Origin of the sequence: Cystobacter fuscus DSM 2262, assembly GCF_000335475.2 — a bacterium.
Classification (GTDB): domain Bacteria; phylum Myxococcota; class Myxococcia; order Myxococcales; family Myxococcaceae; genus Cystobacter; species Cystobacter fuscus.
This window is the reverse complement of sequence record NZ_ANAH02000009.1, coordinates 102,663-116,290: the sequence shown is the minus strand read 5'-3', so window position 1 is coordinate 116,290 and position 13,628 is coordinate 102,663. Positions and strand designations below refer to the sequence as shown.

The following is a 13,628-nucleotide window of genomic DNA, read 5'->3' as shown; positions in this document are numbered from 1 at the left end:
GACCCGCGGGGCTACGGCCCCACGCGGGTCAGCGTGGCGTTCTGGAAGAACTCCCCCGGGTAGAGCTTCCCCCAGGCGGTGGCCGTCACGCGGCCCGCCATCTCGAAGTGGCCCCGGCCGTCCGCGAGCACGATCGAACCGTGCACCGCGGAGAGGGTGAAGAGGACACCGTTCTCATTCCAGGTGCACGAGGCTCCGGGTTCGAGCTGGGCCCGCTCCTCCTCGACGTGAGCGCCCAGGGAACACCCGCCCGCCACGTCGGAGAGGAGGAGCTCCACGGCCGTCCCCTCCGACACGCGCCAGGTCGCCGACACGGGTGAAGACAGGTGACCCAGCCCCGGAATGCTGTAGTGGGCGGTGCCGGTCATCTCGTAGAGGCCGAGCCACTCCTGACGAGAAGCCTCACACCCGAGCGGGATGAACAACAGACACAGCAGGAAGGCCAGACGCGGCATGCGGGCACCTCGGGAAGGACAGGTTCCCGGGAGCCTGTGCAGAAGCCCTGCCAGACCGTCCCCGAGGAGCGAGACTCACACACCACGTCCACGCGCGGAGCCTAACGTCCACATCAGGCGCTCAGACGTCGGGCCTGACTCCCGCGTCCCGCTCCCACATCCGCGTGCGCGACGCCTTCAGCACCCAGAGCAGGTGGCGCTGCTCGTCGACGAAGTTGCGATCGATGAGTGAGCGGATCTCCGGCGTCCACTCCTCCTTGAGGATGCGCTCGTAGGTCTGGTTGGTGATCTGCTCGCCATCCACCAGGGCCATGAAGACGGCCTCCAGGGGCATTCCCTCCTCGATGGGGGTGAAGCCGTGGAGATCACACTGCTCGGCATTGACCCCGATGCACGCCCGCTCCCCACCGAACTGCTCGATGCAATCGTTGAGCTCCCGGATGTGACGCAGGTGATCGGAGCGGAACTCCATCAGGGCCTGCTCCGCCATCGGGTGGGTGATGCTCCGCAGCGCCGCGTCGTAGAGCATCACCGCGTCGACGTCGATGTGCAGCAGCTCTTGAAGAGACGACAACATCTTCGAGTCCATGCTCTGTGCCATGTGATTGTGCCTCCACGATGGGCCGGACCCGCGTCCGGGCACGAGTGAAGGTCACCACACACGGCCCGTGTCACCAGCCTCGGCACACGCGGCCCCGAGGGGTCTCCTGAAGCCTCGCCCCCGGCGGAGGTCCCAGACAAGCTCAAGACGCCGGGGCGGACTCCTCCCGCGGCTCGAGCTGCAACCCGCGCCGCACATGCATGAGGATGTCGATGCGCAACTGGAGCCAATCCATGCCCCGTGGGGTGTCATAGGTATGGGCGGAGAAGTAGGCCGTCATCGTCCCCGCCCGGAGGGCGAAGCGCGCCTCCCTCTTCTGGTACATCACACGAAAGCCCTTCACCCGGCCCACTTCGATGAGATCCCGGGTGATCGCCTTCGCCTGCCGCTCCGCTTCCTGCGCCCATTCCGAAGACATGCCGCCCCCCTGTCCACACGAGGAGTTTCCTGGAAGCTGGAGACGACAGGGCAGGCTGGCACGCGCCCGACCCGAATGGGCCGGCCTGCCTGGAGGCTCGCCCCGTGGGCACCGTCCGCCCGGCGTCCTGCTCGATTCCTGAAGACCGCCGGGCCATCATCCGCTATAACGGATGCCACGGACCGCCCTTCCCTCCGGGGGCATCCGCTATATTGGACATGTCCATGACGAGCGTCTGCCGTCTCCGGTGTTGACCCTCATCGTTCCCGCCACGCCTCCCGCCCGGGCCGACCTCGCGCGTCCGAGCGGATGGAAGACCCCGCCGCGACAGCGGTGACCTTCAGGAAATCCCTCCATGCACTCGCACGTCTCTCCGCGCGCCTCGGGCGCGCTCCGTCTGCTTTTGGCGTTGTTCCTCGCGGTGGCGGCCCCTGCCCGGGGCCAGGGCGGTTCCGCCCCCACGCCGCCCTCCCCGGAAGGTCCGCCACCCTCCACCCCCGCGCCCGCGGCCGAGCCCCCGCCCCCCACCACCATCACCGCCGAGCCCGGTCGCGGCATCGTGGTGAAGGCCGGGGAGCGCTTCTCCTTCGGGCTCCGGGCACGCATCCAGTTGCGCGACACCTTCCTCCACTTCGACCAGAGCGACACCCACGAGATCCAGGTCCGCACGCTGCGCCTCATCGTGGGTGGCAACGTGCTGGCGCCCGAGCTGCGCTACAACATCCAGCTCGCCTTCGGAGGCAATGACTTCGAGACGGGCAGCTCCTCACCCATCTTCGACGCCTTCGTGGAGTACACGCGCTGGCGCGACGTGAACATCCGCGTGGGTCAGTTCTTCGTGCCGCTCGACCGGGCCCGCACCATCCGCGAGTTCGCGCTCCAGTTCGTGGACCGGCAGCAGGTGGTGCGCGAGCTGAACCTCGACCGCGACGTGGGCGTGATGCTCTCGTCCAACAACCTCTTCGGTCTGAACGAGTGGCTCGGCTACCAGTTCTTCATCGGTGGAGGCGACGGGCGCAACCGCTTCGCGGCGTACGCGCCGGGCCCCCTCACCGTCCTGCGGCTCACGCTGCGGCCCTTCGGCGCCTTCGATGACGACCAGGAAGCGGACCTGACGCGCTCGGCGAAGCCCCGCCTGAGCCTGGGGGTCGCGGCGGCCTACAATTACCGGACGTCGCGCCGCAACAGCACCATCGGAACGGCCTTCACCGCCGGCACGGCCAACTACAGCCACCTGGCCGCGGACGTGGTGTTCAAGTACCGGGGCTTCTCACTGCTCGCCGAGGGCCTGTGGCGCAAGGCCAACACGGACGTGCTCGAGCAGACCACCGGCACCACCCCCACCCGGGACGTGACGCGCTCGGGCTACGGCTACTTCGTGCAGGGGGGCCAGTTGGTGAGCCCCCAGGTGGAGCTGACCGCGCGCTGGGAGCAGCTCTTCGCCCGGAGGGGCACCGACCCGCAGTTCCTCCAGCTCGTCGAGACCCAGGGAAAGCAGGTCGGCGCGGGCTTCAACGTCTATCTCAATGGGCACGCCTTCAAGCTGCAGGGCGACTACTTCTACATCTTCGGCGCCACGGGCGAGCCGCGCCACCTCGCCCGGCTCCAGCTCGACGCGAGCTTCTGACGGGAGCTGGCCCCCCGCGCCCGGCAGCAGGCGGCGGAGCGAGGGCCCTCCCCGATGATTGTTCGAAGGAGTTCCCCCCGGTTGTCGCGCAGAGGGGGTCCTCCCACCTTCAGTGTGGGCGCTCCCTCACGGAGGCAGGACTTCTCATGGCCGCCGAGGCGCTTGCCTCCGGCCGTGCCGGAAGGAGCCGCCACGAGGAAGGAGCGCAGCGGCACATGAAGGCACTCGTCCAGGATGAAGCGACCCGGCTGACCGCGCGGGTCGACAAGGAACAACTCGAGAAGATGGCATCCGTGGTGCTCGGGGGGGCGCTGCTGACGCTCGGCCTCCAGCGCCGTTCATTGGGAGGAACAGTCATGGCGCTCGCCAGCAGTGGATTGCTCTACCGGGGCCTTCGTGGGCTCCGTCAGCTCACCTCGAGCCCGCGCGACCGGCGCGAGGAAGGGGCCCGGACGGAAACGCCGAGCGTGCAGCACGCCATCACCATCGGAAAGCCCGCGGACGAGCTCTACCGCCTCTGGCGCGAGCCGGGCACCCTGGCCCAGGTCATGAGCCACTTCGCCGAGCTGTCCACGACGAGCGCGGAGTACACGCACTGGCGCGTGAGTGGTCCGCTCGGACAGGACCTGGAGTGGGACACGCGCATCGAGGAGGAGCGCGCGGGCGAGCTGCTGCGCTGGGAATCGGTGGAAGGCGCCCTCCTGCCCAATCAGGGCCTGGTGAGCTTCCGTCCCGCGCCGGGGAATTGGGGAACGGAGGTCACGCTCCACCTGGACTTCCAACCTCCGGGCGGCGCCCTCGGTGAGGCGGTGATGACGCGGCTGCTCGCCGTGCCGGACCTGCTCGTGAACCGGGCGCTGCGGCGCTTCAAGAGCCTGGCCGAGACGGGAGAAATCCCGACGACCGAGCGCAACCCTTCCGCCCGCCAGGGCGCCCACCTCCACTGAGGAGAGACACCCATGCGAGCACTCTGCTGGAACGGCATCAACGATCTGCGTGTGGAGAACGTCCCGGATCCGGAGATCGTCAATCCGCGCGACGTCATCCTCAAGGTGACGATGTCCACGACGTGTGGCTCCGACCTGCACTTCATCGACGGGTACATCCCGACGATGCGCGAGGGCGACGTCATCGGCCACGAGTTCATGGGAGAGGTCGTGGAGGTGGGCCACGAGGTGAAGAAGGTGAAGAAGGGAGACCGGGTGGTCGTCCCCTCCTTCATCGTCTGTGGCAACTGCTGGTACTGCCAGCACGATCTCTACTCGCTGTGCGACAACACGAATCCCAAGCCCGAGGTCCAGCAGGCCACGTTCGGCCAGCCGACGGCCGGCATCTACGGCTACACGCATGCGTTCGGCGGCTACGCGGGAGGCCATGCGCAGTACGTCCGGGTGCCGCACGCGGACAATGACTGCTTCCTCGTTCCCGACGGACTGAAGGACGAGCAGGTGCTCTTCCTGTCCGACGCGGCGCCCACGGGCTACATGGGCGCCGAGTTCTGCAACATCCATCCCGGGGACACCATCGCGGTGTGGGGCGCGGGCGGCGTGGGGCTCATGGCGATGCAGAGCGCCTACCTGCTCGGCGCCGAGCGCGTCATCGCGATCGATCGCTTCCCCGAGCGGCTGCAACTGGCGCGGGAGAAGGCGGGCGCGGAGACGATCGACTACACCCAGGTCGACAGCGTCGTCGAGGTGCTCCGGGAGATGACCGGCGGGCGCGGCCCGGACGCATGCATCGACGCGGTGGGCATGGAAGCGCACGGCATGGGGCTCGAGTACGCGTATGACCGCGCGAAGCAGGCGCTGCACCTGCACACCGACCGGGGCGAGGCCCTGCGCCAGGCGATCCTCGCGTGCCGCAAGGGCGGAACGCTGTCGATCCTCGGCGTCTACGGAGTGATGGACAAGTTCCCGCTCGGCTCCATCATGAACAAGGGGCTCACGGTGCGCACCGCGCAGCAGCACGGACAGAAGTACGTGCCGCGGCTGCTCGAGCACGTGCAGCGAGGGGAGCTGGATCCCTCCTACCTCGTGACGCACCGGTTCCCGCTGGAGGACGCCCCGCGCGGCTACGAGATGTTCAAGAAGAAGGAAGACGGCTGCGTCCGGTCGGTCTTCATTCCCTGAAGACCCGGGGCTGGCGCCGTCGTCGCCGACGCCAGCCCCGACGCCTGCCCTCAAGGGCTCACTGCACCGTCACCGTCCGGTTCAGGTTGTTGAAGCCGGTGGAGGCTTCCCAGACGTTCTGGTTGGCCAGCTGGATGGAGTACTCCGGACGGGTGTTCAGGGAGGACGCCGGATCCGGCAGGTTCAGCAGGAGGGCATAGCTGCCGGCGGGCACGCTCGTCGGAATCGTGACGGACGGGCCGATCGACGTGGTCGTCCCCGCCAGCCAGCGGCGCGGATCCACCGAGAGGGGCACGCGGTAGACGGCGCCACTCGAGGTGTTGCGCAGCACCAGCTCGACCGACCGGGGATTGTAGGGAGCCGCCCAGCCCTCGTTCTTGATCTGGATGTCCAGGGACATGGCCGCGCCCCGGGTGGCGGTCGCCGGGAAGGTGGCGGACACGAGCGCGAACCGGTAGCCGAGCCGGCGATCGATCTCCGGCCGGCACCCGCCGCTGGTCCAACTGTTGATGACCGGGATGGAGTAGTCGACGTTCAGATAGGAGTAGTGGAACAAGGCCATCTCGCTCAACGCGGTGGAGCAATCCGAGCGCGGCGGGTTGAGCGCGCACGTCTCTCCGCCCATGGCGAGGTAGTTCGTCTCGGCCGACAGGTAGGGGTACTCGACGGACGTGTTCGTGTAGGTCCCGAAATCGTCCGCGCTGGCCAGGAAGCAGTCGTTGTGGTGGCCGATGCGAGCGTTCGCGGAGCCGTTGTAGGCCTGCGCGGCGGAGAGCGCCGTGGTGCCATACATCGTGCGCTTGAACTTGGGCGTGCGCAGTTGGACCATGCGCGAGGCCGGGAGGACACTGAGCAGCTTGTCCACCACCGCCTTGCGGTTGTTCCAATCCGTCTGCGACACGTTCCCCAGGTTGCCGAAGTTCTGGGTGTAGGCCCACTCGCCCCAGGCGCCCACGAACCCCGTCTGCACCACCGAGATGACGTCACTGTTGGCGCTCAGGTACGGCGCGAGCTGATCCAGGTGCGCGGTGACGCGGCTCAGGGGCGCGTCGTCCCCGGACTCCGAGGTGGTGTAGGCGAAGCGGACGATCATCTTGAGCCCCGCGGCCCGGACGGAGTTCGCCTGCCGCTGGAAGCGCTCCAACTGCGCCTGGCTGATGGGGCTGTTCTTGAACTCCGCCAGGTAGAAGACGCAGATCACCTGGGTGATCTTCTCGTTGGTGCGGAAGGCGCTCAACGTGGAGGCGACGAAATCGGTTTCGTTGCAGTTATTGATGTGGTGATAGAAGCCCCGCTCCGGGTTGGCGATGGTGGCGCTGCTCGCCGTGTACTGCGTCGTCCCCGGGTTCGGGCTCGTGCCGCCGCTGTAGACGTGGGTGTATTTGGCGGACGTCTCGAGCGGTGCCTCGATCTGGAAGACGACATCCGCGTCGTTCGGGGTCGCCGTCTCGGCAATGTCCGCACGCGCGACCGTCCACTTCACGGTGCCCGCCGAGTCCGTGTACGTCACCGTCTTGATGAACTGCCAGTTCCACCCACCGCCGACGTTCGCGTACAGGGAGTTGTTCTCGAGGAGGTAGTCCGCCCCGATCCCTTGTTGGGCGAACCCGGTCGCGGGATTGCGGTCGACATCGATGTACGCACGCCGGTAGGCCGGGGTCCCGCTGTACTGGAACTGGTATTGGACGGAGGAAGTGTCGTTGCCCACCACCACCGCGGAGATGGCCGCCTGGGCGGATGAAGACGTGAGCAACAGGCCCGACAGCAGCAACATCGATCTACGCATGAACACTCCTCGACGACTGGGTTGGACAAGGGAAACGGGCGTGGACTCAGCCCTGACCACCGATTGAAGCCAGGGCACGCACGGCCAGCACGGCGAGCGTCACCACCAGGGTCAACACCGCCACCAGCAGCAACACGATGCCGAGCACCCATGCCCGGCTGGCACGGCGGGTGGCGGTGGGGGCCGCCAGATGATTCTCGAGCAGGCGCACGTTGCGCGTATTGGCCTTCCAGGCCGCATCGAAGACGTCGCCCAGGAAGGGGACCGCGCCCACCAGCGCCTCCAGCCCCACGTTGCCGACCATGCGCAGCAACACCTCACGCGAGGCGCCCAGGCGCACTCCCTGCCAGATGATGTAGCAGGAGAGCAACGCACCCGCCCAGTCGCCCACGACGGGCACCAGACCCAGCACGGCGTCCCAGCCGACTTGAAATCCTCCGGGCAGCCGGATGGACGTGTCCAGTTGCCGTGCCAGACGGCGAACCTGCTCGAGCGAGGCGGAATCGGCGGGAGAACTCATGGGGGCGGGCAGTGGGCTCATACGCGGGGGCAGAGGAGCCCTCCCAGGGAGGGCCGTCAACGCTGGTCCACGGCCATCATCGGGTACGGCACAGTCGGGTTCGCGGCCACCGCTCAGCGGTCTCGGGGCGTATCGCACGAAACCCGCCAGAACGTCAAAACAAGAAAATCATGTAAGAACCTAAACTACCTCTCGGGAGTTCGAGCTCATGGAACGCGGCTCGATCACCAAGACCTGACGTGCTCGCGCGGGAATCGAGCCATACAGCCGGAGCACGTCCGGAGCCTCCAGGGGCTCCGCCAGGGATTGGCACCAGCGCAGCAGCTCGCCCAGAGAAGCATCCCCGCGTTGCCGCCAGCGCGCATCCGTCGCGACGCGGTGGCGGATGCGAGCCAGCGCCGCGGTGGAGACACCGCTCAGGATGCCCCCCCGGGTGATGAAGTACAGGCGGCGCAGGAACAGGCCGATGCCCGATTCGCGTCGGAAGTGCCGGAAGGAGTCCCGCGAGAAGATGAACCGCTCACCGTCTTCCTCGTGCACGGCCTCCCGGTCGAAGTGTCCGGAGCGGAAGTAACGGGTCCGATACAGACTGGAATCGTAATGTCCGGCCTCGCCCTTGAACCAGGCCAGGTTCTCCTGACGATGACGGAAGCCATGGGCCAGGTCATTGAAGTTGCGCTTCACCTCGACCATGCCCAGCACCTCGACCGGCTGCCCGGGGCGACGCGGCTGACGGATGATCAGTTGATCGAACTCGGTCCGCGCCGCGCCGAGCCCCACGCCCCGGAGCACCCGGAGGCGGGCCGCGTCACCACCCCTCCGCAACAGCTCGGGCACGATGAAGCGCCACGTCAGTGGGAGGACCTGCTGTTCGAAGGACTGGCCCGCGTGCCCGGAACGATGCCCCTGGTCGCGCGACAGCCCGGCCAGCTCGGCCTCCGCGCGCTCCAGTCCGAGGCGGGAGCGAAGCTGCTCCAGCTCCGCCTGGACCCGGAGCAGCTCCCGCCGCGCGGGGCTCGCCTGGAGCAACAGCGCCTGCTCACCCAGAAGCGCCTGCCGCCTGGACTGAAAGGCGGCGAGCTTGTGCCGCGAGCCCGACAGCTTCTGAGCATCGGTCGTCCGCTCCAGCGCGGCCCCCAGCCCGGCGATCGCCTTGTCCGCCCTGGAGAGTTCCTCTTCGAGTTGGAAGAGACGCTCCGCCTGGGGAGAGGCTTCATCCGCGGCGATGGCCTGACGGAGTGTCCGCTCCAGGGCCAGGAGCTCGGGGTGGGCCTGTCGCAGGTCCCGGATCCTGGCGCGCTGAGCGAAGGCCGGATCCAACTCCCAGCGGGACAGCTGCTCGCCGAGCCAGCGTCGAAAGCCTTCCAGGTCGAGGCCGCGCAGGTCGACGGCCTGCTCGAGCCAGCGGCGCAGCGCGCGCGTTCCCCGGACGGCGTGAAGGGTGGAAGAGGAGGTCTCCATGAGCGCGGGACCTCCCGAGGGCCGCTTAGAGGTCTCCCTCGAGCGCATCACGCACCCCCGGTAGCCGGGCGAGCAGCTCCAGCTCGGCGGCCTTGAGGTGGGACACCCGGCGTCCGGCGATGCGCTCGAAGTGCAGCTCGATGCGGTGCTCGCCCTCGTCGTTGACGTGGCGGAAGAGCCGGGCCCTCCGCCCCTCCTTCACGCAGGCGAGGATGTCCCGGTGGATGCTGTTGAGCCGGCGGAACACCTTCAGCGCCATCCGACCCTCGGGGGTGTCGAACGTGTGGAAGTGCCGGTTGCGCGACAGGGGCTTGGCTGGGTCATGGAGCCTCTCCACGAGGCGCCGCACGAATGGGTCCATCGACGGCGCAGAGTAACATCCGCGCCCCCTCATCTCAGCGTTGGATTCGCGTCTTCCTCGTCCGCCCTGTCCCCTGCCGTCGCTGCTCTCGCTCGCCTGCAAGGACTCGAGGAAAAAGAAAAAGCCCCCGAGGCGAGTGGCCTCGAGGACCTTCTCCTGGTCACGCCAGGCTCCACGTGAAAGACCCCTCTTGGGGGGGACGAAGCGGCCTTCCCTCGTGGAGCCGGGGACCTCCCCACGGCATTCGCGCGGGGTGTCCGCGCGTCATTCCCTGGCCTCAACGGCGGGTGTCGTCCGAGCCGGAACCCGAGGTGGAGCCGCTGCCCGTGCTGCCCGCGCCGGAGCCGCCGCTGCCCGTGCCGCTCAGGTCGTCACCCGCGCCTTGGGAGCCACTGCCCATGCTGCCCGTACCAGCGCCGCCGCTGCCCGTGCCTCCCAGGTCACTCCCCGAGCCGCCAGAGCCGCTGCCCATGTTGTCCGCGCCGGAGCCGCCGCTGCCCGTGCCTCCCACGTCGCTTCCCGAGCCGCCGGAGCCACTGCCCGTCCCCAGGTCGCTTCCGGAGCCACTGCCCACACTGCCCGCGCCGCCCGGTCCGGTCGTTCCGGTATCATCGCCCAGGGTAGAGCCTTCACCATGCGGGGTCGACGGGCCGCCCTGGTTCATTCCCGCGCCACCCGTGCCCTGCTGCCCTTGCTGGCCCTGCTGCTCCTGCTGGCTACCACTCTTGCACCCCGCGCCCACGAGCAACACAGCCGCCGCCGTCCCCACGAACAAAGCCTTCACATGCCGCATGACTCCTCCTCCTCCGGTGTATGGGTTACCGCCAAGAGGAGGTTAAGTACTGGTCATTCGGCGCAGCATTGGACCCGAAGACAAGTCTCTACGAAAAGCCGCCCGATCCCCAGCCACCCTGGCCGCCCGCCCGACCCTACACGGGCCGCCTCGCCTCCCGGCCCGAGGAAGGCTTCAACGTCCTGAAGCTCAGCGAGTAGCGCAGGGTCTTCACGGGCGAGAGCGTGTGCTGCCACTCCGTGCGCGAGGCTCCGGCCATGAGGTAGAGGGAGCGGGGCTCGAGTTCGAGCGCGACCGTCTGGAAGGCATCACCCACCTTACGCCGGAAGCGCATCCGCGCCGGCCCGAGCAGGGACACCCCGATGACACAGGGGCCGAACATGGGCGCATCCCGATGCCAGCCGATGCTCGCTCCGGGAGGGTAGCGCGAGATGAGGAGTTCCTCGAGCGCACTGGGTTCGAGCCCCGCCGCGGCGGCACAACGGGCCCTCACCGGTTCGAGAAAGCCAGGCACCGGGGGCGCGGGCGTGAGGCGCCAGGACTCATAGCCATAGTCCCAGCCGTAGTGCAGCACGGTGCGCCGCGCCACCACCCCGTGCATGTGGATCTCCCGGTAGACGAGCCGTGACAGCTCGTCCACCAGGACCCGCTCTTCCTCCTCGGAGAGGAAGCCGGGCAGATAGCTCAGCCCTTCTGGAAGTCCGGCCACCTGGGGCTGCCTGGCCATCCCGGCTCACATCCTGGGCGCGTCGGAGCGCGGCTCGGTGGAGTCCGGAACCAGGGCCTCGTCCGGCACCGTGGGACCCTCATAGCCCCGACCGAACCCCTTCGCGCCGGAATGCAGCGGGCGGGACCCCTCCCAGATGCTCCTCGCGCGGACGAACAGCCAGCGCACGCCCTGGAGCGCGTCGCGCACGAGCGCTCCGGGCGCCTCGCGCGACAGCAGCGGCGGTCCCTTCAACGTGCCCGACGCGGCATCCGCCGGCATCGGGTTGATGCCCACGCCCAGCTCGTAGACCATCTTGCCGCCGAGCGTGGCGGTGTACATCGCCACCGAGTTGGCGAGCAGCGCGATGACGCTCTGGGTGAGCGAGGGAGGACGACTCAACCGCCACAGCGTCACGCCCACCGCGCCCAGGGTGACGACGGCATTGCCCATGCCGTGGAGGAACACCATGTCCCGCGCGCGGGGCTCCTCGAGCCTCACCTCCTGCGAGGAGGCCAGTCCGGCCACGCCGGCGAAGAGAGCGCTCACCGTGCCGGCCACCCACAGCCGCCGGCCCACCTTCGCCCAGGCCCGATCCCCACTCGCCACCGCGATGAAGTCGGCCACCGTCGCCGTGGGCAACAGGGCCAGAGGAGCGTGGACGACGGACGGGTGCAATTCGTGAAGCAGCATCTTCATGGACCATTCCCCCGTGTTGAGGAGGGCCCGTGGCTCGGCCGCACCGGCCCCCGTGATGAGTGGAGGTTAGGCACCGCCCCCGCCCCCCGCCTCCTCCCGGCTCTCGAGCCCGCCATCCGGGGCTCGCCCCCACGCTCGGAGGGCATCCACGATGCCGCGCGTCGGGCTTCCCAGCGCAAAGGGAGCGGGCAGGCCCGGGCGTCTGCTCGAACCAGTCGCCCCATGGGCAACTTCAAGGCGTTGCACGAGCAGGAGGTCCACACATGAAAGAGTCGGAAAAGGAACGTGGCGCCACGGCTCCCCCAGGTTCCGACCCGCCCCGCGAGGGCGCCCGGCCAGAGGAGCACCGTTCAGCCAAGCCAGACACCATCCCCTCCACCCCCGCCGGCAAGGCCAATGCCGGGTCCAACGAGCCGCCCGAGGGATACGCGATGGACACCATCACCGATAGCGACGGCAACTACCTGGAGCCGCCAGATTGAGCCCGCGGAGCACTCACGCACGAACAGCCATGGAGCCCATCCCGTCACGGTGCTCCTCCACCCACCAAACACGAGGAAACATGCGCGGGGGCTTGAAACCCCCACGCACCTCTCCTTGACTGCCTGCTCGATGCCGTGAGTGCCCCGCGGCCCCTCGTTCCACCCCATCCTTCCCGCCGCGGCACCAACCCCCATGCCCCTTCCCCTCCGCCGGTTCCTCCTGTCCACGCTGCTGCTGAGCGCGTGCGGTGTCCCCCCCGAGTCCACGTCCGTTTCCCCCGAGGAGTCCCTGGGCAACGTGGATGCCGCGCTCACGGTCTCCAACATCCGCTGCGTGCGCATCTCCCTCCAGCAGCTCAGCTGCTCGGCCTACGCCGAGGGCGGCAGTGGCCCCCTCACGCCGCTCTGGCAGCAGGCGTACCAGCTGTCCGGTCAATGGGAGTGGAGGGTCAACATGCCCTGGTCCGAGATCGCCTGGAGCCATGTCCTCTACTGCGAGGCGCCCTCCGCATCCTCGGACAGTGCCCTGGTCCAGGTGGAGTTCAAGGTGCGTGACAGCGCGGGAGTCGAATCCGAGGTGAAGAGCACCTCGTTCTATTGCACGCCCGAATCGATCGACCTCTTCCCTGAACTGCGCAAGTAGGAGGCCGGACCGGCGCCGAGCGCCAGGATGAGGGAGCGGGGATGACCCGCCCGGCCGCCCGGTGGGGAATGGGCGTGAACAAAGGCTGAAACGAGCCCGGGGCTCCCGCGTACAAGAGAGAGAGCGCCCACGCCGGGCGTGTCCGGAGGCCTGAACCATGTCGTCCGACCCCGTCGTCCCTCCCCTCGCCCGCCGCGCCTCGCCAGGGGTGCCGCGCCGGTTGTTGCCCGCGATGCTGGCCCTGCTCGGGGTGTTGAGCGCGTGCACCGAGGCGCACGGCGCCCCGCCAGCCACGAACGCCTCCAGCGCCCAGACTCCACCCACCGCGCGGAGCCAGGACGGCCGGCAGCCCACGGGCGGCGGCTCGGCACCGGGCACGCCGCGAGAGGCGGTGGCACCGGCGGCGCCCACGAAGGGCACGAACGAGGAGGCGACGAGGGAGACAGCGTATCTGGCCGGCGGGTGCTTCTGGGGGATGGAGGATCTGCTGCGCGAGATTCCGGGCGTCATCGAGACGGAGGTGGGCTACACGGGCGGCGCGAAGCTGTTCTCCCGCCCGACGTATGACGACGTGCACACGGGGCGCACGGGGCACGCGGAGTCCGTGCGCGTGGTCTTCAACCCGAAGCTGCTGACGTACGAGGCGCTACTGGAGAAGTGGTTCTTCCGCATGCATGACCCGACGACGCTCAACCGGCAGGGCAACGACGTGGGCACGCAGTACCGCTCGGCGATCTTCTACCTGTCGGACGAGCAGCGCCGGGTGGCCGAGAAGGTGAGGGCCCGGGTCGATGCCTCGGGCAAGTGGAAGCGGCCCGTCGTCACGGAGATCACCGCCGCGGGCGAGTTCACCCCGGCCGAGCAGTACCACCAGGACTATCTGGTGAAGAACCCGGGCGGCTACACCTGCCACTACATGCGCGAGTGAGCGAGGGCCCCCGCGGCCC

The 13,628-nt window shown here is 68.6% G+C and carries 16 protein-coding genes; 6 read left to right on the top strand and 10 right to left on the bottom strand.

Annotation, left to right across the window (positions count from 1 at the left end):
• Nucleotides 1-11: 11 nt before the first annotated feature.
• The 3 genes from D187_RS16840 to D187_RS16830 form a co-directional block, all read right to left on the bottom strand.
• The gene (locus D187_RS16840; protein ID WP_002629119.1) at nucleotides 12-455 is read right to left on the bottom strand and encodes a hypothetical protein; all 444 of its coding nucleotides are present in this window, start codon (nucleotides 453-455) and stop codon (nucleotides 12-14) included.
• Between the two features lie 121 nt (nucleotides 456-576).
• Entirely contained in the window at nucleotides 577-1,056 is a 480-nt protein-coding gene (locus D187_RS16835; protein WP_002629120.1) for a ferritin-like domain-containing protein, read from the bottom strand.
• A 142-nt stretch (nucleotides 1,057-1,198) separates the two neighbouring features.
• Nucleotides 1,199-1,474 carry a hypothetical protein gene (locus D187_RS16830; protein WP_002629121.1) on the bottom strand — a complete coding sequence of 92 codons (276 nt, stop codon included), beginning with the start codon at nucleotides 1,472-1,474 and terminating at the stop codon, nucleotides 1,199-1,201.
• Between the two features lie 355 nt (nucleotides 1,475-1,829).
• Here D187_RS16830 and D187_RS16825 point away from each other — a divergent pair, with 355 nt between their 5' ends.
• The 3 genes from D187_RS16825 to D187_RS16815 all read left to right on the top strand — a co-directional run bounded on the left by D187_RS16825 (nucleotide 1,830) and on the right by D187_RS16815 (nucleotide 5,230).
• A complete protein-coding gene (locus D187_RS16825; RefSeq protein WP_002629123.1) occupies nucleotides 1,830-3,101 on the top strand; it encodes a porin in 1,272 nt (423 codons plus the stop codon).
• 215 nt (nucleotides 3,102-3,316) lie between these two features.
• Nucleotides 3,317-4,048 carry an SRPBCC family protein gene (locus tag D187_RS16820; RefSeq protein WP_051256393.1) on the top strand — a complete coding sequence of 244 codons (732 nt, stop codon included), beginning with the start codon at nucleotides 3,317-3,319 and terminating at the stop codon, nucleotides 4,046-4,048.
• 12 nt (nucleotides 4,049-4,060) lie between these two features.
• On the top strand, nucleotides 4,061-5,230 hold the full coding sequence (locus tag D187_RS16815; protein ID WP_002629125.1) for a zinc-dependent alcohol dehydrogenase: 1,170 nt from the start codon (nucleotides 4,061-4,063) through the stop codon (nucleotides 5,228-5,230).
• A gap of 58 nt (nucleotides 5,231-5,288) precedes the next feature.
• Here D187_RS16815 and D187_RS16810 read toward each other — a convergent pair whose 3' ends face one another.
• From D187_RS16810 to D187_RS16780, 7 genes are all read right to left on the bottom strand, one after another.
• Entirely contained in the window at nucleotides 5,289-7,016 is a 1,728-nt protein-coding gene (locus D187_RS16810) for a DUF4832 domain-containing protein (protein ID WP_002629126.1), read from the bottom strand.
• Between the two features lie 46 nt (nucleotides 7,017-7,062).
• Nucleotides 7,063-7,536 carry a DUF4112 domain-containing protein gene (locus tag D187_RS16805; RefSeq protein ID WP_245591739.1) on the bottom strand — a complete coding sequence of 158 codons (474 nt, stop codon included), beginning with the start codon at nucleotides 7,534-7,536 and terminating at the stop codon, nucleotides 7,063-7,065.
• A 180-nt stretch (nucleotides 7,537-7,716) separates the two neighbouring features.
• Entirely contained in the window at nucleotides 7,717-8,997 is a 1,281-nt protein-coding gene (locus tag D187_RS16800) for a hypothetical protein (RefSeq protein WP_002629128.1), read from the bottom strand.
• Between the two features lie 25 nt (nucleotides 8,998-9,022).
• Nucleotides 9,023-9,358, bottom strand: coding sequence for a hypothetical protein (locus D187_RS16795; protein ID WP_043430209.1), 336 nt, complete (start codon nucleotides 9,356-9,358; stop codon nucleotides 9,023-9,025).
• A 277-nt stretch (nucleotides 9,359-9,635) separates the two neighbouring features.
• Nucleotides 9,636-10,151 carry a hypothetical protein gene (locus D187_RS16790; RefSeq protein WP_002629130.1) on the bottom strand — a complete coding sequence of 172 codons (516 nt, stop codon included), beginning with the start codon at nucleotides 10,149-10,151 and terminating at the stop codon, nucleotides 9,636-9,638.
• A gap of 136 nt (nucleotides 10,152-10,287) precedes the next feature.
• Complete coding sequence (locus D187_RS16785; RefSeq protein ID WP_002629131.1) at nucleotides 10,288-10,878, bottom strand: alpha-ketoglutarate-dependent dioxygenase AlkB; 591 nt, start codon at nucleotides 10,876-10,878, stop codon at nucleotides 10,288-10,290.
• 6 nt (nucleotides 10,879-10,884) lie between these two features.
• Nucleotides 10,885-11,556, bottom strand: coding sequence for a DUF2231 domain-containing protein (locus D187_RS16780; protein ID WP_002629132.1), 672 nt, complete (start codon nucleotides 11,554-11,556; stop codon nucleotides 10,885-10,887).
• Nucleotides 11,557-11,819: 263 nt separating this feature from the next.
• On the opposite strand from D187_RS16780, the gene D187_RS16775 reads away from it, so the two are divergent.
• The 3 genes from D187_RS16775 (at nucleotide 11,820) to msrA (ending at nucleotide 13,609) form a co-directional block, all read left to right on the top strand.
• Nucleotides 11,820-12,038 (top strand): hypothetical protein, encoded by a 219-nt coding sequence (locus D187_RS16775; RefSeq protein WP_002629133.1) that lies wholly within the window; start codon nucleotides 11,820-11,822, stop codon nucleotides 12,036-12,038.
• A 193-nt stretch (nucleotides 12,039-12,231) separates the two neighbouring features.
• Entirely contained in the window at nucleotides 12,232-12,681 is a 450-nt protein-coding gene (locus D187_RS16770; protein WP_043430207.1) for a hypothetical protein, read from the top strand.
• Between the two features lie 157 nt (nucleotides 12,682-12,838).
• Nucleotides 12,839-13,609, top strand: a complete 771-nt coding sequence (gene msrA, locus D187_RS16765; protein WP_002629135.1) for a peptide-methionine (S)-S-oxide reductase MsrA — start codon at nucleotides 12,839-12,841, stop codon at nucleotides 13,607-13,609.
• The last annotated feature ends 19 nt before the right edge of the window (nucleotides 13,610-13,628 follow it).

Bases quoted from the DNA above. Each gene is read 5' to 3' on its own strand.
- D187_RS16835 (WP_002629120.1), bottom strand. From the start codon at position 1,056: ATGGCACAGAGCATGGACTCGAAGATGTTGTCGTCTCTTCAAGAGCTG.
- D187_RS16820 (WP_051256393.1), top strand. From the start codon at position 3,317: ATGAAGGCACTCGTCCAGGATGAAGCGACCCGGCTGACCGCGCGGGTC.
- D187_RS16840 (WP_002629119.1), bottom strand. From the start codon at position 455: ATGCCGCGTCTGGCCTTCCTGCTGTGTCTGTTGTTCATCCCGCTCGGG.
- msrA (WP_002629135.1), top strand. From the start codon at position 12,839: ATGTCGTCCGACCCCGTCGTCCCTCCCCTCGCCCGCCGCGCCTCGCCA.
- D187_RS16810 (WP_002629126.1), bottom strand. From the start codon at position 7,016: ATGCGTAGATCGATGTTGCTGCTGTCGGGCCTGTTGCTCACGTCTTCA.
- D187_RS16800 (WP_002629128.1), bottom strand. From the start codon at position 8,997: ATGGAGACCTCCTCTTCCACCCTTCACGCCGTCCGGGGAACGCGCGCG.
- D187_RS16780 (WP_002629132.1), bottom strand. From the start codon at position 11,556: ATGAAGATGCTGCTTCACGAATTGCACCCGTCCGTCGTCCACGCTCCT.
- D187_RS16785 (WP_002629131.1), bottom strand. From the start codon at position 10,878: ATGGCCAGGCAGCCCCAGGTGGCCGGACTTCCAGAAGGGCTGAGCTAT.
- D187_RS16805 (WP_245591739.1), bottom strand. From the start codon at position 7,536: ATGAGTTCTCCCGCCGATTCCGCCTCGCTCGAGCAGGTTCGCCGTCTG.
- D187_RS16830 (WP_002629121.1), bottom strand. From the start codon at position 1,474: ATGTCTTCGGAATGGGCGCAGGAAGCGGAGCGGCAGGCGAAGGCGATC.
- D187_RS16825 (WP_002629123.1), top strand. From the start codon at position 1,830: ATGCACTCGCACGTCTCTCCGCGCGCCTCGGGCGCGCTCCGTCTGCTT.
- D187_RS16790 (WP_002629130.1), bottom strand. From the start codon at position 10,151: ATGCGGCATGTGAAGGCTTTGTTCGTGGGGACGGCGGCGGCTGTGTTG.
- D187_RS16815 (WP_002629125.1), top strand. From the start codon at position 4,061: ATGCGAGCACTCTGCTGGAACGGCATCAACGATCTGCGTGTGGAGAAC.
- D187_RS16770 (WP_043430207.1), top strand. From the start codon at position 12,232: ATGCCCCTTCCCCTCCGCCGGTTCCTCCTGTCCACGCTGCTGCTGAGC.
- D187_RS16775 (WP_002629133.1), top strand. From the start codon at position 11,820: ATGAAAGAGTCGGAAAAGGAACGTGGCGCCACGGCTCCCCCAGGTTCC.
- D187_RS16795 (WP_043430209.1), bottom strand. From the start codon at position 9,358: ATGGACCCATTCGTGCGGCGCCTCGTGGAGAGGCTCCATGACCCAGCC.